Below are 19737 nucleotides of genomic sequence, written 5' to 3' on the forward strand. Positions count from 1 at the left end.
AGATTATGCAACTCAATGGCTTTGGCATTATAATCATGAAAGGCCACACCAAGCTAATCAAGGACGACCACCTTTAATGGCTGCTTAACCTCTACTTTTAACTTCGGTTATTTATGGGAGGATTACCGTACAGCATCATTAATTGTAAAATAATCTTGAATGTTATCTAGAATTGTCATGATTTATAATCCTAATCTATATGCTTAAAATATCGTATTTTTGAAGTGTTAAAAGGTTGTTTTCTTCTGTGTCGCATTGATCAATAAAATCAGACCACCATTGAAGAATTTCTCTTCTTTCCTGTAAGTATTTTGCTTTGTTGTATATGGCTCGGATTGTGTCTTTATCTCTGTGAGCCAAACATGCTTCAATCGCCCCTGAGCGGAATAATGATCCCTCATTAATAATTGTTGAAGCCAATGATCTAAATCCATGTGTAGAAGTTGGGATTTTTTGCTGTTTCATGGCGTTGGTGGTTGCTTCTGTATTAATGTGATCTGTAAATTCAGCATTCATGAAAATATATTCATAATCGCCTGTTATCTCTTTGAGCGTGTGCAAAATCTCAATTAATTGGCTTGATAGTGGAATGATATGGTCATTACCATCTTTAACTTTCATATTCTCACTAGGGATAATCATTAATTGATTTACTTCGTCATAGTAATCCCATTTGAGCGTACAAGCTTCTTTAGCTCTTAAAGCGGTTCTCATGAGGAATTGAGTACATAAACGGATCATAGGGCTAACGCCCTCATAATTAAAAAAGCCATGAATTAAATAGATCTGATTATTCTCTAATCTTCTATGATGCGATTTTTTTGGCTTTTTGAATATCGAGGTTGCTACCTGAATGACTGGATTGTATTTGATATATCCCTCAGCAACTAAATAATCAAACATCAATTTTAAGCCTGATTTAGTTTTAAGTAATGTATCGAGCTTATCCGCTTTTTCTAGCTCTCTGAGCGCCTTAACGATTTGAGGTGGTTCAATCTTGCTTACATCATAATCTTTCAATATAGGCATGATATAACGCTGTATAACGGATTCAGTCGCTATATTGTGTTTTGTGCCTGTACTCCAAAGGTTAAACCATTCAGGGAATAGATCCTTAAATAATTGAGATTTAGTTTTGATTTTTGGATCAATACCTTTGGCTACCATGCTTCGCTTTTCTGTTTGGATGATACGAGCTTCTGATAATGAGATTAAAGGATAATCGCCTATGATGAATGTATCTTCTTTTTCTGTGATCGGATTCTTAAAGCGATACTCCCAAATTTTAGAGCCTGAGCTTAATATTTTTAGGCATAAGCCATTACCATCAAATAAGCGATAAAGCTTATCTTTAGGTTTTGCGTTGTTGATTTTCGCCACTGTAAGCGGTGTAACAGTCCTAGCCATAAATTATCATCCTGTAAAATTCTGTACCCTTATCCGTACCCTTATTATTTGTAGATTCTAATGGATTTTAGTGGATAATCCTAGACAATATTTTATGATGTATCTTTCAAACACCGCATAAATACTATATTGTATTGGCTGTGGTTAGATTATTTAGGACGTATATTCGTTCGATGCTGCTTCCGCCAAAAAACACCGAAAAGCCCTTATTTAGCAAGGGCTTTTTTGTTGCTGAAAATTTTCTATGGACATCTCAGTGGTCAATTGATGTTTAGGATTGAATGGATCGCCAAATAACGTTACAAATATTCCTTTGCCCATAAAGGAATCATTATGACCATTTCCCTCATTGATTGCACAGAGCACGAACATTCGGCGGCGATTTTAGAGATTTTTAACGAAGCCATTTTAACCTCCACCGCCTTGTATGAGTATCAAGCGCGCACGATGCAAGACATGCAAACATGGTTTAAGCAAAAATCAGCGCTGAATGCACCGATCATAGGCGCGGTCAATGAGGCTAGGCAATTGCTTGGCTTTGCCACATGGGGACATTTTCGTGCGTATCCTGCTTATCAATATACGATGGAACACAGCATCTATATTCATCACAGTGCCCGTGGGCAAGGGCTCAGTAAACGTTTGATGCGGGCATTGATTGAAGCGGCAAAAGCGGCAGAAATTCATGTATTGATGGGCTGCATTGATGCCGATAATGCCGCAAGTATTGGCCTACATCAAGCTTTGGGATTTCAGTCTGTGGGTCTTTTGCCGCAAGTGGGGTTTAAATTTGGGCGTTGGTTGGATTTGGCATTGTATCAATTGATATTATCAACGCCGCTAGAGCCTGTGGCCGACTAAATATTTGGTCAAGCACATTGCTTAATGTTCAGCGTTCCACTATAGTACTCAACTTTCAAACCTACCGGTCGGTAGGTTTATTTCTTTGGGCATTGCCCACACGCATAAAATGGATTGTATGAATACTCAACAGACTCAAACGCGCATCATTACAGCATCTTTAATCATGCTGATGGCGCTGCTCACCGCTCTTGATTCAATGGCGATTGACATGTACCTCCCCGCGATGCCAGACATCGCTTCTGATTTTCAAATCTCCTCAGGTAAAGTGCAACAAACCCTCGCCATCTTTTTAGCAGGATTGGCGATTGGGCAAGGCTTGTATGGTCCGCTTCTGGATCGTTATGGTCGCCGCTTGCCATTATTGATTGGCATTGTGATTTTCATCATCGGTTCAGTTTTAAGTGCATTGGCACCGAATGTGGAATGGATGTTAGCTGCTCGTTTTATTCAAGCCATTGGTGCATCTGCTGGGCTTGTGACGCCGCGTGCCATTGTGTCGGACACATGTGATTTAAAAGACTCTGCGCGCGTGTTTTCACTGTTGATGAATGCCATGATGTTGGGCCCAATTTTAGCGCCGATGCTCGGTGGTTTTGTTTTAGGCTTTGGGGAATGGCGCGTCATTTTTTACATCATTGCCATCATTGGCGGCATAACGCTGTTATGGGCTTGGCAACAAGTGTCAGAAACTTTAGTCATTGAAAAACGCACGCCATTAAATCTAAAAGCGATTGCCAAAACATATGGCGGACAATTCACCAATCGTACATTTATGTGTTACGCGATGGCCTCAGGCTTTGCCATGAGTGGACTATTTTTATATGTGGGCGGCTCATCCTTTATTTTCCGCGAACATTTTGCATTGAGCGCTACGCACTTTAGTTATCTATTTGCATTAAACTCAGCAGGATTGGTGATTTTTGGCGCAGTTGCTAATCGTTTATTAGTGAAGGGATTGTCTGCCCGTCGTTTATTGATGATTGGGATGGCGATGCACACAGGCTTTGCATTGTTGCTCTTTATTTTGACGCAATCGATGACGCTTTCGATTGTGCCTTATGCATTATTATTGGCAGGGGCAATCAGCGCCTTAGGCTTTGTGCTTGGGAACGTCACAGCATTGACCATGCATTATGGTGGCCCTCAAGCCGGTGCGGTCTCTGCTGTGATGGGTGTATTACAATATTTATTGCCAGCATTGATGGGGTATGTGGTGAGCTTATTTGCACAAAGCATTAGCGTATTGCCCTTCGCAATTGGAATTTGTGGTTTAATGGGCATCCTTTTTATATTTGCCAGTCAGGATAAAACTGCGTGACCGCCGCGAAATTACAAGAAGTTGCATTGATGCGTTTTGCCACTCAAGGATTTGAGGGCACCAGCATGAATGAATTGGCTGAAGATGTGGGGATTAAAAAATCCTCCATCTATGCTCATTTCAGCAGTAAAGATGAATTGTTTTTAAGTCTATTACCCATTTTGATTAAATCTGAGCTTGATTATGTTCGGACAGTGATGACGCAAAATGACGCCATTAAACCTGCTTTGTATGCATATTTAGAGAGCATTTCGACTCGCTTTGAGAGCAGTTATCATGTGCGCTTTTGGCTGCGTAATCTGTATGCGCCGCCTGTGCATCTGCGTGATGAAGTCATTGGGCACATGCAATGCTTTATGGATGAATTGGAAGTGATCATTCATGCGGCGATTGAATCATCAACGTGGCATACAAATGCATCTGTGAGCATAGCGCTAATCACTGCAAACTATATGGCGATGGTGGATGGGTTACAAACAGAGCTGTTATTCGGTGGCATTGAGCGTTATCAAAAGCGCTTAACAGCAACTTGGCGATGGTTTGAGTTGGCATTGCGCGTTTAATCAAACAGTGACAATTGCTGCATAAAGCCTTCTTGCTCACTCTGTAACGTTAAGCCCATTAAGCGAATGGGGGCTTTGGGCAGCAGGGCAAACAGTTGCCAAAAATATGCGGTGAGCAGCTTAGCATCATGCGGAATGGGTGTGGAGAAGGTTTTGCTGCGCGTCATGATTGTAAAGTCTGCAAAGCGCACTTTCAGCACAAGTGTTTGACCATGAAAATGCTCGCGCATGAGACGCGGTAATAGAATGTGGATGATCTCATCAATCGCCTCTGCAATGTCATGCTGCTCAATTAAATCAGTTGTGTAGGTTTGTTCTGCACCCACTGATTTTGTGGGGCGATTAGGCTCCACTGGCCGATCATCTTGTCCGCGCACACATTGATAATAAGTCTCCCCAGCTTTGCCAAAATGGAGCTTTAACTCTTCGCGGCTGCGGGCTTTGAGATCTTTGCCGTTATAAATCCCAAGGGCATGCATCTTTTTGGTGGTTTGCTCGCCGACGCCATAAAATTTTGCAATCGGCAGCGTCTCTAAAAATGCTTGGCTATGCTTTGGGGTGATCACTGTGATGCCAAAGGGCTTTTGTATGCCGGATGCCATTTTCGCTAAAAATTTATTATAAGAAACACCAACTGAGCACGTTAAATTGAGCTCTTCTAAAATCAAGGTTTGGATTGTTTGTGCCAATTGCGTGGCGCTTGGCTCATGCATTGAATTATGCGTCACATCTAAATAGGCTTCATCTAATGATAGAGGTTCAATCAATGGCGTGATGCGCGCAAAGATGGCGCGAATGGCCATGGAAACTTCACGATACACCTCAAAGCGCGGCGATACAAAGATTAAATGATCACACTTTTGTTGGGCAATGCTTGAGGGCATTGCAGAATGCACGCCAAATTGACGTGCTTCATAGCTTGCCGCAGCAATGACGCCGCGCCGCTCAGGACTGCCCACCACTAAAGGTCGCCCACGATAATGCGGGTGATCACGCTGCTCAACTTGAGCAAAAAAAGCATCCATATCCACATGGAGAATTTTTCTTGTCATGGTAAGTCTATGAATATAAAATTTAAGAACTGTTAATTAAGGAGGCTGACATCATGAGACACTCCGCAAAAGGCTTTTTGTTGATAGAAGTGCTGATGGCGATGGTGATCATCATTGCCATTGCCGCGCTCGCATATCGTCATCATATGACGCTGATGGTGCGTAATCAAGAACTCAGCACTTTAGAAGAACAGTTATTGATGGAGGAAAATGCGTTTGATCGCGCATTTGGCGAGCATCATGCGGCGTGATCAAGGCTTTACCTTAACAGAATTGATGGTGGGCATGTCGATGGGGCTCATTTTAATTGTGGGATTTGTCTCTGTGTGGATGGTATTGTCGCAAAGCAGTCATCAAGAGATGCGCCGATATGAGCGCCTACAAGATTATGTGGAAGCGGCAAGTTATCTGCGGCAAAATTTGGGCGATGCCATTTTTGATCCTTTATGTCCACATCCTGAATGGCTCGATTTGCCAACGCCTAAAGTTCAATTGCATCGCTCGATGCTGCCGTTGGATGTTGGGACAAAAAAGATGGTATCAGCGAATACACAATTTCGTGATTGGCCGCTCGATGCAAACATCAAGTCATTAGCGGGGTTTGATGCTTTAGAATTGACACATTTGACGCCATTAATGGTCGAGCATGGTGTTGTGATCAATGATCAAACATTGCGTGGCACAAGAGAAGGCGTATTGTTGGCCACCGATTGTCGTCATGTGGTCACAGGGCGTTATCGCCGCGAAGGACAGGGCGCGGTTTACGTTTTGCCAGACACGATGCATCAGATTCAGCGCACATTCGATGCTGAGCGCTACATACAGTATTACAAAGTCAACCATGATCTTTATTATGTGATTTATGAAAATGGGCAATATCAATTGGTGCATAATTTTTTAGATGGTGCAAATCACATGCGTTTTTATGGCATTGAAGGGTTGGTTTTGCATGCATTGCAAGCATCGCAGTTGTTAGAGATGACCTTGTACATTCAAGGAGACTTGGCGGCGGAGCCTAAAGATCTTTCCATTCGGTTATTGAATTTATGAAACGGCAAACAGGCAGCATTTTAGTCATTGTTTTAATTTTAGCGGCCGCTTTTTATCTGCTGGCCAGTTTGGTGCTCATTGTGCATCGTCAATACATTGATGATGTTGATTTGACGCAGCGTGCCATGCTCAGCCGGCAAAAATTATTGCAAAACAGTCAAATGGATTGGGGAAGAGAAGATCATGAGCTGCCATTGTGGCCTCATTGCAATGAAATTGTATCGCCAAATGCTGATGCGCTGATTTGGCAAGCCAGTGAGCGCATATGGATCAGTCAATGGCAGTTGCCCAATGAATGTGGTTATGGACAGGATGCGGCTTACCTTTGGTTCAAAGAAGCCGATTGGCCATTGCCTTTACAGGTGAATGTGATGATTCCTAAAGCGGAGCATTGGCAGAAGCGCATCGAAACGCATGATCATGACATTGATATTGAGAGGACAGATGACGGCTGGCAATTGGTGATCTTGATGGATGATCGAACATCGAGCATCGCTTTGCCACAGCATGATGCGGATATTTTGCGTTGGCAGCGTTTTCGCGTGATGGATGATCATTATGAAGCTGTATTATTGTGGCAAATGGAGAAAGATTGGATGCTTGAACATCTTGTGCTGCCTTTTGATCAGGTCACCTTAGGAAAGATGCATCAAGACAGCATTCGGCGTGTGAATCATTTTGGGGAAGGGCGCTTGATCATCAATCGTCCTAATGAACAACATTTGGCAAATTGGTCTTTGATCATTCCTACTTGGCAGCCACAGCACATTGAAGTGGCCGATGATGTGATTTGGTTGACGCTCAGTGCATCTCATGAACGCGCATTGATGGCAGTATATTTAGATGGAGAGACATTTTATGGTGAGGATGTCATTGGCGTGATTCGGACAGAACGTGAGTTGTCAGAACATACGCCGATGATTATCAAGCCTTGTGAGCAACGTATGCCTTGGATTATTGATGGCCAATGGCAAGTGGGGTGCCGTGCACAAAAGAGGGTGCGTTATGTTTTTGTTGAGTGATAGAATGACCAATATTTATAAGGGAAAACAGCATGGATGCGGTTAAACAGTGCAACATGGTGACCTATACTGAATCAGAATGCCTTGAAAAAGAGGATCTGTTGATCAGTGAAGAGCCCATTCAATTTGTGTACAACGGCATCGCTCATATGGTGATGATGTGTACGCCCATTGATCTTGAAGATTTAGCGTATGGATTTAGCTTAACTGAAGGGATCGTTCAAGATGTCGCTCAAATTTTGGGTGTGGATGTGGTCAATACGCCGCATGGCATTGAGTTACGCATTGAGATTGACCCCATTTTAATGAGCCGCTTAGAAGGCAGCAAACGCCAAATGAGCGCACGCACAGGTTGTGGCGTCTGTGGTGTTGAAAATTTATCCTTGGTGGAAAAAACCTTATCGCCTTTAACAGCAGGGCAACCGATTCATTTTTCATTGATCCAAACGCTCTTAAAAGAGAGTCAAGCGTGCCAACATTATGGGCAAATGACGGGCGCATCTCATGCCGCATTTTTGTGTGATCATGCAGGAAATATTCTACTGACGCGTGAAGATGTCGGGCGCCATGTGGCATTAGATAAATTGATTGGCGCATTGATGAAAATGGCGCGAAATCATCAAGATGTCATCATCTTAATGAGCTCAAGGGCGAGTTTTGAGATTGTCCAAAAAACAATTGCAGCCAGAGTGCCAACGTTGATCACCATGTCGGCACCCACTGATAAAGCGGTCTTGATGGCTAAAAAATATCACCTTTCCCTTTGGGGCTTTGCACGAAAGGGGCGCGTAAATCATTATGCAACTTGACACTTTCTATACAGTCTTATAAAATTTCCCATCTTTGGATAGTTATATCCAAGATTTGCTTATGTATAATTTTTATAATCATAGGATTGAATTTTAATGGTAACAGTAAATCAGTTAGTGCGTCGTCCACGCTCGGTAAAAGCTGACAAATCTGACGTACCTGCATTACAAAGCTGTCCTCAGCGCCGTGGTGTATGTACTAGGGTTTATACAGCGACACCAAAAAAACCAAACTCAGCGTTACGTAAAGTTTGTCGTGTGCGTTTGACGAACGGTTTTGAAGTGTCTAGCTACATCGGTGGTGAAGGTCATAACTTACAAGAACACAGCGTAGTATTAGTACGCGGTGGTCGTGTTAAGGATCTTCCAGGTGTTCGCTACCACACAGTTCGTGGTGCATTAGATGCACAAGGTGTTGCGAAACGTCGTCAAGGACGTTCGAAATATGGTGCTAAGAAGCCTAAGGAATAATTGATATTCTATGAAAGGCCTTTTTAGTTAGGATTTAGTATTTATTGAGAGTATCTCATGTCAAGAAGAAGAGAAGTCCCAAAACGTGATATTTTGCCAGATCCCGTTTATGGTAGCAAAACGTTGGCGAAATTTATGAACATGGTAATGGTTTCTGGTAAGAAGGCTGTTGCTGAAGGTATTTTATACGGCGCTTTAGATGGTATTAAAGAGAAGGGTCATGAAGATCCTATGGCTGTATTAGAACAAGCATTAGAGAATGTACGTCCGAAGGTTGAGGTTAAATCTCGTCGTGTAGGTGGTGCAACTTATCAAGTGCCAATCGAAGTTCGTGCTGTTCGTCGCGATACATTGGCAATGCGTTGGATCATTGATGCTGCACGTAAACGTTCGGAAAAATCAATGTCACGTAGAATGACGGCAGAATTATTAGATGCTGCAGAAAGCCGTGGTGCTGCAGTGAAAAAACGTGAAGATACACATAGAATGGCAGAAGCAAACAAAGCGTTTGCTCACTTCCGTTGGTAGTCGCGTGATTTATTTAGTATGAATGTAATGCGGTGCTATCAGCAAGGTAGTGCCGCATCGTCATTTTTAAGATATTTATTTGTCTAATATAGAAGGGAAAAGATATGGCTCGTACAATGCCAATTAATCGATATCGTAATATCGGTATTAGTGCTCACATCGATGCTGGTAAAACAACAACTTCTGAACGTATTTTATTCTATACAGGTCGTACCCATAAAATCGGTGAAACACACGAAGGTACTGCGACTATGGATGGTATGGATCAGGAGCAAGAGCGCGGTATTACCATTGCATCTGCTGCAACAACATGTTCATGGAAAGGGATGGATAATCAGTTCCCAGAACATTTGATTAACTTGATCGATACTCCGGGACACGTTGACTTCACAATCGAAGTTGAACGTTCTATGCGTGTTCTCGATGGCGCGGTAATGGTTTACTGTTCAGTGGGTGGTGTTCAGCCTCAGTCAGAAACTGTATGGCGTCAAGCAAACAAATATAAAGTGCCACGTATGGCGTTCGTTAACAAAATGGACCGTACAGGCGCTGACTTCTTCCGCGTAATGGAACAAATGAAAGAGCGTTTACGTGCAAACGTTGTGCCTGTTCAAATTCCAATTGGCGCTGAAGAAAACTTTGAAGGCGTGATTGACTTAGTGATCAATAAAGCAGTTTATTGGGACGAAGCAAGCCAAGGCCTCAAATTTGAATACAGAGACATTCCTGAGCATTTAAAAGAACAAGCTGAAGAATATCGCACAGCGATGATCGAAGCGGCTGCTGAATGTTCAGAAGAAATGATGGAAAAATACCTTGAAGAAGGTGAATTGACCATCGAAGAAATCTACAAAGGTTTACGTATCCGTACGTTGAACTCTGAAATTGTACCTGCAATGTGCGGTACAGCGTTCAAAAACAAAGGTGTTCAATGTGTATTAGATAACGTGATTCGTTATTTACCTGCACCAACAGACATCGAAGCGATCAACGGCGCATTAGACAATGGTGAACCAGCAGTTCGTCACTCAAGTGATGAAGAACCATTTGCAGGTTTGGCATTTAAAATCGTGAACGATCCACACGGTAACTTAACATTCGTACGTGTTTACTCTGGTGTTGTTAAAAACGGTGACTCTGTTTACAACTCTGTGAAAGGTAAACGTGAACGTATCGGCCGTATGTACCGCATGCACTCAAGCAACCGTGAAGAAATTTCTGAAGCGCGCGCAGGTGACATCGTTGCATTCGTAGGCTTGAAAGATGTAACAACTGGTGACACTTTATGTGATCAACAAAACCTCATCGTTTTAGAGCGTATGGAGTTCCCTGAGCCAGTAATCTCTGTTGCCATTGAGCCAAAAACAAAAGGCGACCAAGAGAAAATGGGTATCGCGTTGTCTCGTTTAGCGCAAGAAGATCCATCATTCCGCGTATCTACTGACCACGAATCTGGTCAAACGATCATCGGTGGTATGGGTGAGCTTCACTTAGAAGTTATCGTTGAACGTATGAAACGTGAATTCAAGGTTGAATGTAACGTAGGTGCACCACAAGTTGCTTACCGTGAAACAATCAGAAAATCTGTTGAACAAGAAGGTAAATTCGTTCGTCAGTCTGGTGGTCGCGGTCAGTTCGGTCACGTATGGTTACGTATTGAGCCAAGAGAAGCGGGTGAAGGTTACGAATTCGTTAACCAAATCGTGGGTGGTGTTGTTCCTAAAGAATACATTCCTGCGGTTGATAAAGGTATCCAAGAACAAATGGAAAATGGTGTTCTTGCAGGATTCCCAGTGGTTGACGTTAAAGTAACATTGTTCGATGGTTCTTACCATGAAGTTGACTCCAACGAAATGGCGTTCAAAATCGCAGGTTCTATGGGCTTCAAAGAAGGTGCTCGTAAAGCAGGCGCTGTATTGTTAGAACCAATGATGAAAGTTGAAGTTGAAACACCAGAAGATTACTTAGGTGATGTAATGGGTGACTTGAACCGTCGTCGTGGTAACTTACAAGGTATTGATGATGCATACGGTTCTAAATTGATCCGTGCTGAAGTTCCATTATCTGAAATGTTTGGTTACGCAACTGCACTTCGCTCTGCAACACAAGGCCGTGCGACTTACTCTATGGAATTTGCGAAATATCAAGAAGCACCTTCGCACATTACAGATGAAGTAATTAAGAAAAATCAAGGCTAATCTAAATTCATTTTAGATTTGCAAACATAAAAAATAGCGCTATAATATAGCGCTATTTTCATTCATTCTTTAACAATTGAGGTGATATTGTGTCTAAGGAAAAATTTAGTCGTAGTAAACCACACGTAAACGTGGGTACAATCGGTCACGTTGACCATGGTAAAACAACTTTAACTGCTGCTTTAACAAAAGTAGGTGCAGATCGTTTCGGTGGTGCTTCTCAAGCATACGATCAAATCGATAAAGCGCCAGAAGAAAGAGCACGTGGTATTACAATCTCTACATCACACGTAGAATATGAATCAGAAGGCCGTCACTACGCTCACGTTGACTGTCCTGGACATGCGGACTATGTTAAAAACATGATCACGGGTGCTGCTCAAATGGACGGCGCTATCTTGGTATGTTCAGCAGCTGATGGTCCTATGCCTCAAACTCGCGAACACATCTTATTGTCTCGTCAAGTAGGTGTTCCATACATCGTTGTATTCTTGAACAAAGCAGACATGGTTGATGATGCTGAGTTGATCGAATTGGTTGAAATGGAAGTTCGTGACTTGTTAAGCACTTACGATTTCCCAGGTGATGATACTCCAATCATCGTTGGTTCTGCATTGAAAGCATTAGAAGGCGACGAATCAGAAATCGGCGTACCTGCAATCATCAAATTAGTAGAAGCTTTAGATACTTATATCCCTGAACCACAACGTGACATCGATAAGCCATTCATCATGCCTATCGAAGACGTATTCTCCATCTCTGGTCGCGGTACAGTTGTAACTGGCCGTATCGAAGCTGGTATTGTTAAAGTGGGTGAAGAGTTGGAAATCGTTGGTATTACACCAACAATGAAAACAACTTGTACTGGTGTTGAAATGTTCCGTAAATTATTGGATCAAGGTCAAGCTGGTGATAACGTGGGTGTTCTTTTACGTGGTACAAAACGTGAAGAAGTACAACGTGGTCAAGTATTAGCAAAACCAGGTTCAATCAAGCCTCATACTAAATTTGAAGCTGAAGTTTACGTATTGTCTAAAGATGAAGGTGGCCGTCATACTCCATTCTTCAAAGGTTACCGTCCACAGTTCTACTTCCGTACAACTGACGTAACTGGTGCTGTTGAATTACCAGAAGGCGTAGAAATGGTTATGCCTGGTGACAACATCAAGATGGTTGTTGAATTGATCAACCCAATCGCAATGGACGAAGGTTTACGTTTCGCAATTCGCGAAGGTGGCCGTACTGTTGGTGCTGGCGTTGTAGCTAAAATCATCGCGTAATTGGATCAATTTAACTAGTATACGCCCTGTCTATCATGGGGCGTATCATTTTGAGATTTAGAGAATGACAAACCAAAAAATTCGTATTCGTTTGAAAGCATTTGATCATCGTTTAATCGATCAATCCGCTAAAGAAATCGTTGAAACAGCTAAGCGTACAGGTGCACAAATCAAGGGTCCAATCCCTTTACCTGTAAAAACTGAACGCTTTACAGTATTGATCTCTCCGCACGTTAACAAAGATGCGCGTGATCAGTACGAATTAAGAACGCACAAGCGTTTAATGGACATTATCAATCCTACTGAAAAAACAGTTGATGCTTTAATGAAGCTTGACTTGGCAGCTGGTGTTGATGTTCAGATCAAATTAGGCTAATTTAGCCTATTGGGGCGAAGAAGGTGGCCAACCTTCCTCTCGTTATTTATCTATATTGAGGTTATAAAATGGCAATTGGATTAGTAGGACGTAAAGCGGGGATGACTCGCGTATTTACTGAAAGTGGTGAATCCGTCGCTGTAACCGTTATTGAAGTGACTCCTAACAAAGTGACTCAAGTTAAAAACGGTGATGTAGATGGTTATACTGCAGTTCAAGTAACAACTGGCGTAAGAAAAGCAAGCCGTGTAAACAAAGCAGCCGCTGGTCACTTTGCTAAAGCAAAAGTGGAAGCAGGTCGTGGCTTGTGGGAATTCCGTGTAAACGAAGACGCTATTGCATCATTTGAACTCGGTCAAGAAATCACAGCTTCAGTATTCGAAGCGGGTCAAAAAGTTGACGTTTCTGGTATCAGCCAAGGTAAAGGCTTTGCAGGTACAATTAAGCGTCACAACTTCGCAGGTCAAAGAAATTCTCACGGTAACTCATTATCACATCGTGTTCCTGGTTCTATCGGGCAATGTCAAGATCCTGGTCGTGTTTTCAAAGGTAAGAAAATGACAGGTCACATGGGTGCCGTTAAGCGTACAGCATTGAACTTAGAAATCGTTCGTATCGATGCTGATAGAAATATCGTTTTAGTTAAAGGTGCAGTACCTGGAGCTAAAGGCGGTAACGTGATTATCAAACCTTCAGTTAAGGCAAAGGGGTAATCAATGGAATTAAATATTAAAAATGGTTCAACGATTTCATTAGCAGACGCGATCTTTGCTCGTGAATTCAACGAAACGCTTGTTCACCAAGTGGTTGTTGCTTATCAAGCAGCTGGCCGTTCTGGTACTCGTGCTCAAAAAACACGTGCTGAAGTTCGTGGTGGCGGTATCAAACCTTGGAGACAAAAAGGTACAGGCCGTGCGCGTGCTGGTTCTTCTCGTAGCCCTATTTGGCGTGCTGGTGGCGTAACATTCGCTGCTAAACCACAAAACTGGGAACAAAAAGTTAACAAAAAAATGTACCGTGCAGCAATTTCTTCAATCTTATCTGAATTGATCCGTCAAGATCGTTTAGTTGTTGTTGAAAAAATTGAATTGGCAGAGTCAAAAACTAAAGCAGCTTTAAAAATGCTTGCGGATTTGAACGTAGGTCAAGACGTATTGTTAGTAACTCAAGCGATCGACTTACCTTTATACTTAGCAACTCGCAACTTGCCATACGTGCAAGTGATCGATGCTGCAGGTATTGATCCAGTAAGCCTAATCCAATTTGAAAAAGTTGTTATGACTCAAGAAGCATTAACATCTGTAGCGGAGTGGTTAGCATGAGTATGAAAGAAGAACGTTTGATGCAAATTATTCTTGCGCCTCACGCGTCAGAAAAAACAGCTCGTTTAGAAGAAAAAGCGGGTCAAATTTGCTTTAAAGTATTAAAAGATGCTACTAAGCTTGAAATCAAACAAGCAGTAGAATTAAATTTCAACGTTAAAGTTAGCGCTGTAACGGTAGTGGTTCAAAACGGTAAACAAAAACGTTTAGGTCGCTTCGTTGGTCAAAGACAAGATTGGAAAAAAGCGTATGTAACTTTAGCTGATGGACAAACTATTGACTTCGTAGGTGGTGCATAATGGCAATTGTAAAGACTAAGCCAACGTCAGCTGGTCGTCGCAATATGATTAAAATCGTGACGCCAGGTTTACATAAAGGGGCTCCTTATGCGCCTTTATTAGACAGCAAATCAAGAACTGGTGGTCGTAATAACAACGGTCGTATCACTACACGTCACATTGGTGGTGGTCATAAGCAACATTACCGTATCGTTGACTTCAAACGTGATAAGGACAATATCCCTGCACGCGTTGAGCGCATTGAATACGATCCAAACCGTACTGCACACATCGCTTTAGTATGTTATGCAGATGGTGAACGTCGTTATATCATCGCACCAAAAGGTGTATCTGAAGGCACAGTATTATTATCTGGCCCAGGTGCTCCAATTAAACCAGGTAACGCTTTACCGCTTCGCAATATCCCAGTGGGTTCTACCATTCACTGCATCGAGTTGAAAGAAGGTAAAGGCGCTCAAATGGCTCGTTCAGCAGGTGCTAGCGTTCAGTTAGTTGCTCGTGAAGGCCAATTTGTAACTTTACGTTTACGTTCTGGTGAAATGCGTCGCGTTCATGTTGATTGTAAAGCAACTTTAGGTGAAGTTTCTAACGGCGAGCACAGCTTACGCGTATTGGGTAAAGCAGGTGCAAAACGTTGGTTAGGCGTTCGTCCTACAGTTCGCGGTGCAGCAATGAACCCGGTAGATCACCCTCACGGTGGTGGTGAAGGCCGTAGTAAAGGTGGTCGTCATCCTGTGACTCCATGGGGCGTACCTACAAAAGGTTACAAAACGAGAACTAATAAACGCACTGAGAAGTTTATTGTTCGTCATCGTAATAAGTAAGATAAAGGATAATTTATGCCACGTTCTATTAAGAAAGGCCCATTTATCGATCATCACTTAATGAAGAAAGTTGAAGAAGCAATCGCTTCTAACAGCCGTAAGCCAATTAAAACTTGGTCGCGCCGCTCAATGATTCTTCCAGAAATGATTGGGCTAACAATTGCTGTGCACAATGGTAAGGTGCACGTTCCAATTTTAATCACTGAAAACATGATTGGTCACAAATTGGGCGAGTTTGCTTTAACTCGTACATACCGTGGTCATGTTGCAGATAAAAAAGCGCGATAGGAGTTTATTATGCAAACAGCTACAATGAAATTTGCGCGTATCTCTCCTCAGAAAGCGCGCTTAGTTGCTGATCAAATTCGCGGTTTACCAGTTGAGCGTGCTTTAGCGCTTTTGGAATTCAGCGATAAGAAAGCAGCTGACATTATGAAAAAAGTTTTGAACTCAGCGATCGCTAACGCAGAAAACAATGCTGCATTAGATATCGACGGCTTGAAAGTACAAGCTGTTATGGTTGATGCTGGTCCTGTTCTTAAGCGCATGAGAGCGCGTGCAAAAGGTCGCGGTAGCCGCATCCTTAAGCGCACAAGCCATGTTGCGATCACAGTAGCGGAATAAGGGAGACTATAATGGGTCAAAAAGTTAATCCAACCGGAATTCGTTTAGGTATCTCTAAGGATTGGAATTCACGTTGGTATGCAAGTAGCAAGGAATTTCCTGAGTTTATCGAAGCTGACTTCAGAGCTCGTGAGTTCCTTCGTAAGGAATTAGCAGCAGCTGCAGTTTCTAAAATTCAAATCACTCGTCCAAGCAAATCAGCACAAGTTACGATCTTTACTGCTCGTCCTGGTGTTGTGATTGGTAAAAAGGGTGAAGATATCGAGAAATTACGTGCAAAATTAACCAAAATTATGGGTTGCCCTGTGCACGTAGCGATCGAAGAGATCAAAAAACCTGAATTAGATGCATATTTAGTTGCTGAAGGCATTGCTCAGCAATTAGAACGTCGTGTAATGTTCCGTCGTGCGATGAAACGTGCTGTATCTAACACTATGAAATTAGGTGCGGAAGGTATCCGTATCAACGTTTCTGGTCGTTTAAATGGTGCTGAAATTGCTCGTATGGAATGGTATCGTGAAGGTCGTGTGCCATTACATACATTGCGTGCAAACATCGATTATGGTACTGCTGAAGCTTTAACAACTTACGGGATCCTTGGTATCAAAGTTTGGATCTACAAAGGTGAAGTATTCGACTATCAGAAAGCAGATGAGCAACCAGCAGATAAAGGTCGTCGTGCTAAAAGGAAAGGTGAATAATTATGTTACAGCCTAAGCGTACAAAATTTAGAAAAATGCGTAAAGGCCGCAACCGCGGTAATGCGCTTGCTGGTAATAAAGTCAGCTTTGGTGAATTTGGCTTGAAAGCTACAACACGTGGTCGTATCACAGCGCGTCAGATCGAATCTGCACGTCGTGCGATCAACCGTTACGTTCGTCGTGGTGGTAAAGTTTATATTCGTATTTTCCCAGATGTGCCAATCACTGAAAAACCATTAGAAGTTCGTATGGGTAGTGGTAAAGGTAACGTTGAATATTGGGTAGCTAAAGTTCAACCAGGTAGAGTGTTATACGAAATCGAAGGTGTATCTGAAGAAGTTGCACGTGAAGCGTTTCGCTTAGCATCTGCTAAGTTAGCTGTTCAAACAACATTTGTTGCTAGAACAGTACTATAAGGTGATGATTATGAGTCAGCAAAAGAAATTTATGGAAGAATTATCTGCTAAGAGTGTTGATGAGCTCAAAAAAGAGCGTCTTGAATTGCGTAAGGCTCAGTTCAATTTGCGTATGCAAAAAGCAACTGGTCAATTAGAAAAGCCGCATTTATTCAAGGCTGTTCGTAAGCAAATCGCTCAAATTAACACTGTTTTAGCACAAAAGGCAGGTGAATAATGTCTGAAGTTAAACAAAAAGTTGAGCGTACAGTAGTTGGTACAGTATCCTCTGATAAAATGGATAAAACAATTACAGTATTGGTTGAACGTTTAGTAAAACACCCAATCTATGGTAAATACATTAAGCGTTCTACGAAGTTCCACGCACATGATGAAAATAACATCTGTAAAGTGGGCGACGTTGTTGAAATTAAACAATCACGTCCAATGTCTAAGTTAAAATCTTGGGAATTGGTTAAAGTGATCGAAGAAGCAAGAGGTTAGTGAAATGATTCAAACTCAATCTATGCTTGAAGTTGCCGATAACTCAGGTGCAAAGCGCTTGATGTGTATCAAAGTATTGGGCGGTTCTCATCGTCGTTATGCTGGTGTTGGTGACATCATTAAAGTATCTGTAAAAGATGCTATTCCACGTGGTCGTGCGAAAAAAGGTGAAATCTACAACGCATTAGTTGTTAGAACACGTAAAGGCGTTCGTCGTGATGACGGTTCTTTGATCAAGTTCGACACTAACGCAGCTGTATTGTTGAACTCTAAGTTCGAACCAATCGGCACACGTATTTTCGGACCAGTAACTCGTGAGCTCCGTGGTGATCGTTTCATGAAGATCATTTCTTTAGCTCCAGAAGTAATTTAAGGTGGTATAGCATGAATAAATTACGTAAAGGTGATGAAGTTGTTGTAATCGCTGGCCGTGACAAAGGTAAAACTGGTCACATTTTAGCGATTGCGAAAGACGGCTCAAGAGTGTTAGTGGCTGGCGTTAACAAGAAAATCAAACATGTTAAGCCAAACCCACAACGCGGTATTGAGGGTGGTCGTGTAGAACAAGAAGCAATGCTTCATATTTCTAACGTGATGATCCTTAATCCTGAAACTCAGAAAGGTGATCGTATCCGTATCGAAGTGACTGCCACTAAAGATGCGAACGGTAAAAATACTTTCACAAGAGAAAGATTTTTCAAATCAACTAACAAAAAAATTGGCTAATAATTGATTTTTCTGTTATTGTAATGCGCTCTACTCTCATAGATGTATGTCTATGAGAGTGTTTGTTTTAACAATTGCTGAATAGGATGCATTCCTGAGATATATCCGTTTGGCTGGGATTAATTTTATGACAAGATTAAATCAGTACTACAACGAAGTAGTAGTTCCAAAATTAATGGAACAATTTGGATATAAAAATCCAATGGAAGTTCCAAAAATCACTAAAATTACCTTGAATATGGGTGTTGGTGAAGCTGTTGCTGATAAAAAAGTAATGGATTCTGCAGTGGCAGATATGGCTGCGATCGCTGGTCAAAAACCAATCGTAACTTTATCTAAAAAATCAATCGCTGGTTTTAAAATCCGTGATGGTTGGCCTGTAGGTTGTAAAGTGACTTTACGTCGTGCGCACATGTATGAGTTTTTAGATCGTTTGATCAACATCTCTTTACCTCGTGTACGTGACTTCCGCGGTATCAATGGTCGTTCTTTCGACGGTCGTGGTAACTACAGCTTTGGTATCAAAGAACAAATCATTTTCCCTGAAATTGATTATGAAAAAGTTGATGCTTTACGTGGTATGGACATTAACTTTACGACAACTGCAAAAACTGACGCAGAAGCGAAAGCACTTATCGCTGCATTCGGTTTCCCATTCCGTAATTAATAGGTAATATTATGGCAAAAAAATCAATGATCAACCGTGAGCTTAAAAGAGCAAAATTGGTTGAAAGATTACACGCTAAGCGCATCAGCTTAAAAGATATTATTAAAAGTGAAACTGCAACGTTTGAAGAAAAACAAGCAGCAGTGGTAGCTTTACAAAAAATGCCTCGTGATTCCTCAGCATCTCGTAAACATGCTCGTTGCTCGATCACTGGTCGTCCACACGGTGTTTACAGCAAGTTTGGTTTGGGTCGCAATAAATTACGCGAAATCACTATGCGTGGTGATATCCCAGGCTTACGTAAAGCAAGTTGGTAATTGAGGAGATAATTCATGAGTATGCATGATCCGATTGCAGATATGTTAACGAGAATTCGTAACGCACAAGCTGCACACAAAGAAACAGTGGCAATGCCTTCTTCTACTAAGAAAGAAGCAATTGCAGAAGTTTTAAAGAACGAAGGTTATATTTCTGGTTTTAACGTAACTGCTGAAGGCGTTAAAAAAACATTAGAAATTACTTTGAAATACTATCAAGGTCAACCTGTAATCGAGACACTTGAGCGCGTTAGCCGTCCAAGCCTCCGTATCTACAGAAGTAAAGATGAATTGCCATCAGTATTAGGCGGCTTAGGTATTGCGATCGTTTCAACCTCTAAAGGTTTGATGACAGATCGTAAAGCAAAAGCGTTGTCCTTAGGTGGTGAAGTAATTTGTTTCGTAGCGTAAGGAGTTAGT

The 19737-nt window shown here is 42.0% G+C and carries 30 protein-coding genes; 28 read left to right on the plus strand and 2 right to left on the minus strand.

All coding sequences use genetic code 11. The features are described 5' to 3' along the window. The coding region (locus B9T20_RS10080; protein WP_148138449.1) for an integrase core domain-containing protein at nucleotides 1-88 on the plus strand (88 nt) is incomplete at its 5' end. Between the two features lie 107 nt (nucleotides 89-195). Here B9T20_RS10080 and B9T20_RS06130 read toward each other — a convergent pair. Beyond that, complete coding sequence (locus B9T20_RS06130) at nucleotides 196-1407, minus strand: integrase arm-type DNA-binding domain-containing protein (RefSeq protein ID WP_094490278.1); 1212 nt, start codon at nucleotides 1405-1407, stop codon at nucleotides 196-198. A gap of 333 nt (nucleotides 1408-1740) precedes the next feature. Here B9T20_RS06130 and B9T20_RS06135 point away from each other — a divergent pair, with 333 nt between their 5' ends. The 3 genes from B9T20_RS06135 to B9T20_RS06145 all read left to right on the plus strand — a co-directional run bounded on the left by B9T20_RS06135 (nucleotide 1741) and on the right by B9T20_RS06145 (nucleotide 4152). Continuing rightward, a complete protein-coding gene (locus B9T20_RS06135) occupies nucleotides 1741-2268 on the plus strand; it encodes a GNAT family N-acetyltransferase (RefSeq protein ID WP_094490279.1) in 528 nt (175 codons plus the stop codon). Between the two features lie 118 nt (nucleotides 2269-2386). Next, nucleotides 2387-3589 carry a multidrug effflux MFS transporter gene (locus tag B9T20_RS06140; RefSeq protein ID WP_094490280.1) on the plus strand — a complete coding sequence of 401 codons (1203 nt, stop codon included), beginning with the start codon at nucleotides 2387-2389 and terminating at the stop codon, nucleotides 3587-3589. Next, the gene (locus tag B9T20_RS06145) at nucleotides 3586-4152 is read left to right on the plus strand and encodes a TetR/AcrR family transcriptional regulator (RefSeq protein ID WP_094490281.1); all 567 of its coding nucleotides are present in this window, start codon (nucleotides 3586-3588) and stop codon (nucleotides 4150-4152) included. The genes B9T20_RS06140 and B9T20_RS06145 overlap by 4 nt, the downstream gene beginning before the upstream one ends. On the opposite strand, the gene dinB is transcribed toward B9T20_RS06145, so the two are convergent. Continuing rightward, a complete protein-coding gene (gene dinB, locus B9T20_RS06150) occupies nucleotides 4149-5204 on the minus strand; it encodes a DNA polymerase IV (protein WP_094490282.1) in 1056 nt (351 codons plus the stop codon). The two genes, B9T20_RS06145 and dinB, sit on opposite strands and share 4 nt — an antisense overlap. A gap of 53 nt (nucleotides 5205-5257) precedes the next feature. Here dinB and B9T20_RS06155 point away from each other — a divergent pair, with 53 nt between their 5' ends. The 24 genes from B9T20_RS06155 to rpsH all read left to right on the plus strand — a co-directional run bounded on the left by B9T20_RS06155 (nucleotide 5258) and on the right by rpsH (nucleotide 19728). Continuing rightward, nucleotides 5258-5455 carry a prepilin-type N-terminal cleavage/methylation domain-containing protein gene (locus tag B9T20_RS06155; RefSeq protein ID WP_094490283.1) on the plus strand — a complete coding sequence of 66 codons (198 nt, stop codon included), beginning with the start codon at nucleotides 5258-5260 and terminating at the stop codon, nucleotides 5453-5455. Continuing rightward, nucleotides 5415-6254: a PilW family protein gene (locus B9T20_RS06160; protein ID WP_233491621.1), complete on the plus strand. Its 840-nt coding sequence runs from the start codon at nucleotides 5415-5417 to the stop codon at nucleotides 6252-6254. The genes B9T20_RS06155 and B9T20_RS06160 overlap by 41 nt, the downstream gene beginning before the upstream one ends. Then, nucleotides 6251-7276, plus strand: coding sequence for a hypothetical protein (locus B9T20_RS06165; protein WP_094490284.1), 1026 nt, complete (start codon nucleotides 6251-6253; stop codon nucleotides 7274-7276). The genes B9T20_RS06160 and B9T20_RS06165 overlap by 4 nt, the downstream gene beginning before the upstream one ends. Before the next feature lie 32 nt (nucleotides 7277-7308). After that, complete coding sequence (fdhD, locus tag B9T20_RS06170) at nucleotides 7309-8085, plus strand: formate dehydrogenase accessory sulfurtransferase FdhD (protein ID WP_094490285.1); 777 nt, start codon at nucleotides 7309-7311, stop codon at nucleotides 8083-8085. Between the two features lie 96 nt (nucleotides 8086-8181). Then, nucleotides 8182-8556: a 30S ribosomal protein S12 gene (rpsL, locus tag B9T20_RS06175; protein ID WP_008316370.1), complete on the plus strand. Its 375-nt coding sequence runs from the start codon at nucleotides 8182-8184 to the stop codon at nucleotides 8554-8556. Nucleotides 8557-8613: 57 nt separating this feature from the next. After that, complete coding sequence (gene rpsG, locus B9T20_RS06180; RefSeq protein WP_026165725.1) at nucleotides 8614-9084, plus strand: 30S ribosomal protein S7; 471 nt, start codon at nucleotides 8614-8616, stop codon at nucleotides 9082-9084. 104 nt (nucleotides 9085-9188) lie between these two features. After that, complete coding sequence (gene fusA / locus B9T20_RS06185; protein ID WP_094490286.1) at nucleotides 9189-11282, plus strand: elongation factor G; 2094 nt, start codon at nucleotides 9189-9191, stop codon at nucleotides 11280-11282. Between the two features lie 89 nt (nucleotides 11283-11371). Then, a complete protein-coding gene (gene tuf / locus B9T20_RS06190) occupies nucleotides 11372-12562 on the plus strand; it encodes an elongation factor Tu (RefSeq protein ID WP_094489853.1) in 1191 nt (396 codons plus the stop codon). A 64-nt stretch (nucleotides 12563-12626) separates the two neighbouring features. Beyond that, complete coding sequence (rpsJ, locus tag B9T20_RS06195) at nucleotides 12627-12938, plus strand: 30S ribosomal protein S10 (protein WP_008315931.1); 312 nt, start codon at nucleotides 12627-12629, stop codon at nucleotides 12936-12938. A gap of 68 nt (nucleotides 12939-13006) precedes the next feature. Next, nucleotides 13007-13651, plus strand: coding sequence for a 50S ribosomal protein L3 (rplC, locus tag B9T20_RS06200; RefSeq protein WP_094490287.1), 645 nt, complete (start codon nucleotides 13007-13009; stop codon nucleotides 13649-13651). 3 nt (nucleotides 13652-13654) lie between these two features. Next, on the plus strand, nucleotides 13655-14260 hold the full coding sequence (gene rplD, locus B9T20_RS06205; protein WP_008315929.1) for a 50S ribosomal protein L4: 606 nt from the start codon (nucleotides 13655-13657) through the stop codon (nucleotides 14258-14260). Then, nucleotides 14257-14559 (plus strand): 50S ribosomal protein L23, encoded by a 303-nt coding sequence (gene rplW, locus B9T20_RS06210; protein WP_008315928.1) that lies wholly within the window; start codon nucleotides 14257-14259, stop codon nucleotides 14557-14559. Before rplD ends, rplW begins: the two co-directional genes overlap by 4 nt. Further along, entirely contained in the window at nucleotides 14559-15383 is an 825-nt protein-coding gene (gene rplB, locus B9T20_RS06215) for a 50S ribosomal protein L2 (protein ID WP_094490288.1), read from the plus strand. Before rplW ends, rplB begins: the two co-directional genes overlap by 1 nt. Nucleotides 15384-15398: 15 nt before the next feature. Beyond that, nucleotides 15399-15671: a 30S ribosomal protein S19 gene (rpsS, locus tag B9T20_RS06220; protein ID WP_094490289.1), complete on the plus strand. Its 273-nt coding sequence runs from the start codon at nucleotides 15399-15401 to the stop codon at nucleotides 15669-15671. A gap of 9 nt (nucleotides 15672-15680) precedes the next feature. Beyond that, complete coding sequence (gene rplV / locus B9T20_RS06225) at nucleotides 15681-16007, plus strand: 50S ribosomal protein L22 (protein WP_008315922.1); 327 nt, start codon at nucleotides 15681-15683, stop codon at nucleotides 16005-16007. Between the two features lie 11 nt (nucleotides 16008-16018). Next, entirely contained in the window at nucleotides 16019-16708 is a 690-nt protein-coding gene (gene rpsC, locus B9T20_RS06230) for a 30S ribosomal protein S3 (protein ID WP_008315921.1), read from the plus strand. Between the two features lie 2 nt (nucleotides 16709-16710). Continuing rightward, nucleotides 16711-17124, plus strand: coding sequence for a 50S ribosomal protein L16 (gene rplP, locus B9T20_RS06235; RefSeq protein ID WP_094490290.1), 414 nt, complete (start codon nucleotides 16711-16713; stop codon nucleotides 17122-17124). Between the two features lie 31 nt (nucleotides 17125-17155). Further along, the gene (gene rpmC, locus B9T20_RS06240) at nucleotides 17156-17341 is read left to right on the plus strand and encodes a 50S ribosomal protein L29 (RefSeq protein ID WP_172635342.1); all 186 of its coding nucleotides are present in this window, start codon (nucleotides 17156-17158) and stop codon (nucleotides 17339-17341) included. Next, a complete protein-coding gene (gene rpsQ, locus B9T20_RS06245; RefSeq protein ID WP_008315917.1) occupies nucleotides 17341-17607 on the plus strand; it encodes a 30S ribosomal protein S17 in 267 nt (88 codons plus the stop codon). Before rpmC ends, rpsQ begins: the two co-directional genes overlap by 1 nt. A gap of 4 nt (nucleotides 17608-17611) precedes the next feature. Continuing rightward, nucleotides 17612-17980 (plus strand): 50S ribosomal protein L14, encoded by a 369-nt coding sequence (gene rplN, locus B9T20_RS06250; RefSeq protein ID WP_008315916.1) that lies wholly within the window; start codon nucleotides 17612-17614, stop codon nucleotides 17978-17980. Between the two features lie 11 nt (nucleotides 17981-17991). Beyond that, on the plus strand, nucleotides 17992-18333 hold the full coding sequence (rplX, locus tag B9T20_RS06255; protein ID WP_008315915.1) for a 50S ribosomal protein L24: 342 nt from the start codon (nucleotides 17992-17994) through the stop codon (nucleotides 18331-18333). Between the two features lie 127 nt (nucleotides 18334-18460). Then, nucleotides 18461-19000 carry a 50S ribosomal protein L5 gene (rplE, locus tag B9T20_RS06260; protein WP_094490291.1) on the plus strand — a complete coding sequence of 180 codons (540 nt, stop codon included), beginning with the start codon at nucleotides 18461-18463 and terminating at the stop codon, nucleotides 18998-19000. 11 nt (nucleotides 19001-19011) lie between these two features. Then, entirely contained in the window at nucleotides 19012-19317 is a 306-nt protein-coding gene (gene rpsN / locus B9T20_RS06265) for a 30S ribosomal protein S14 (protein WP_008315913.1), read from the plus strand. A 15-nt stretch (nucleotides 19318-19332) separates the two neighbouring features. Next, nucleotides 19333-19728, plus strand: a complete 396-nt coding sequence (rpsH, locus tag B9T20_RS06270; RefSeq protein ID WP_008315912.1) for a 30S ribosomal protein S8 — start codon at nucleotides 19333-19335, stop codon at nucleotides 19726-19728. Nucleotides 19729-19737 lie beyond the last annotated feature (9 nt).

This window comes from Wohlfahrtiimonas sp. G9077 (genome assembly GCF_002252155.1).
In the GTDB taxonomy this organism is placed as follows: Bacteria; Pseudomonadota; Gammaproteobacteria; order Cardiobacteriales; family Wohlfahrtiimonadaceae; genus Wohlfahrtiimonas.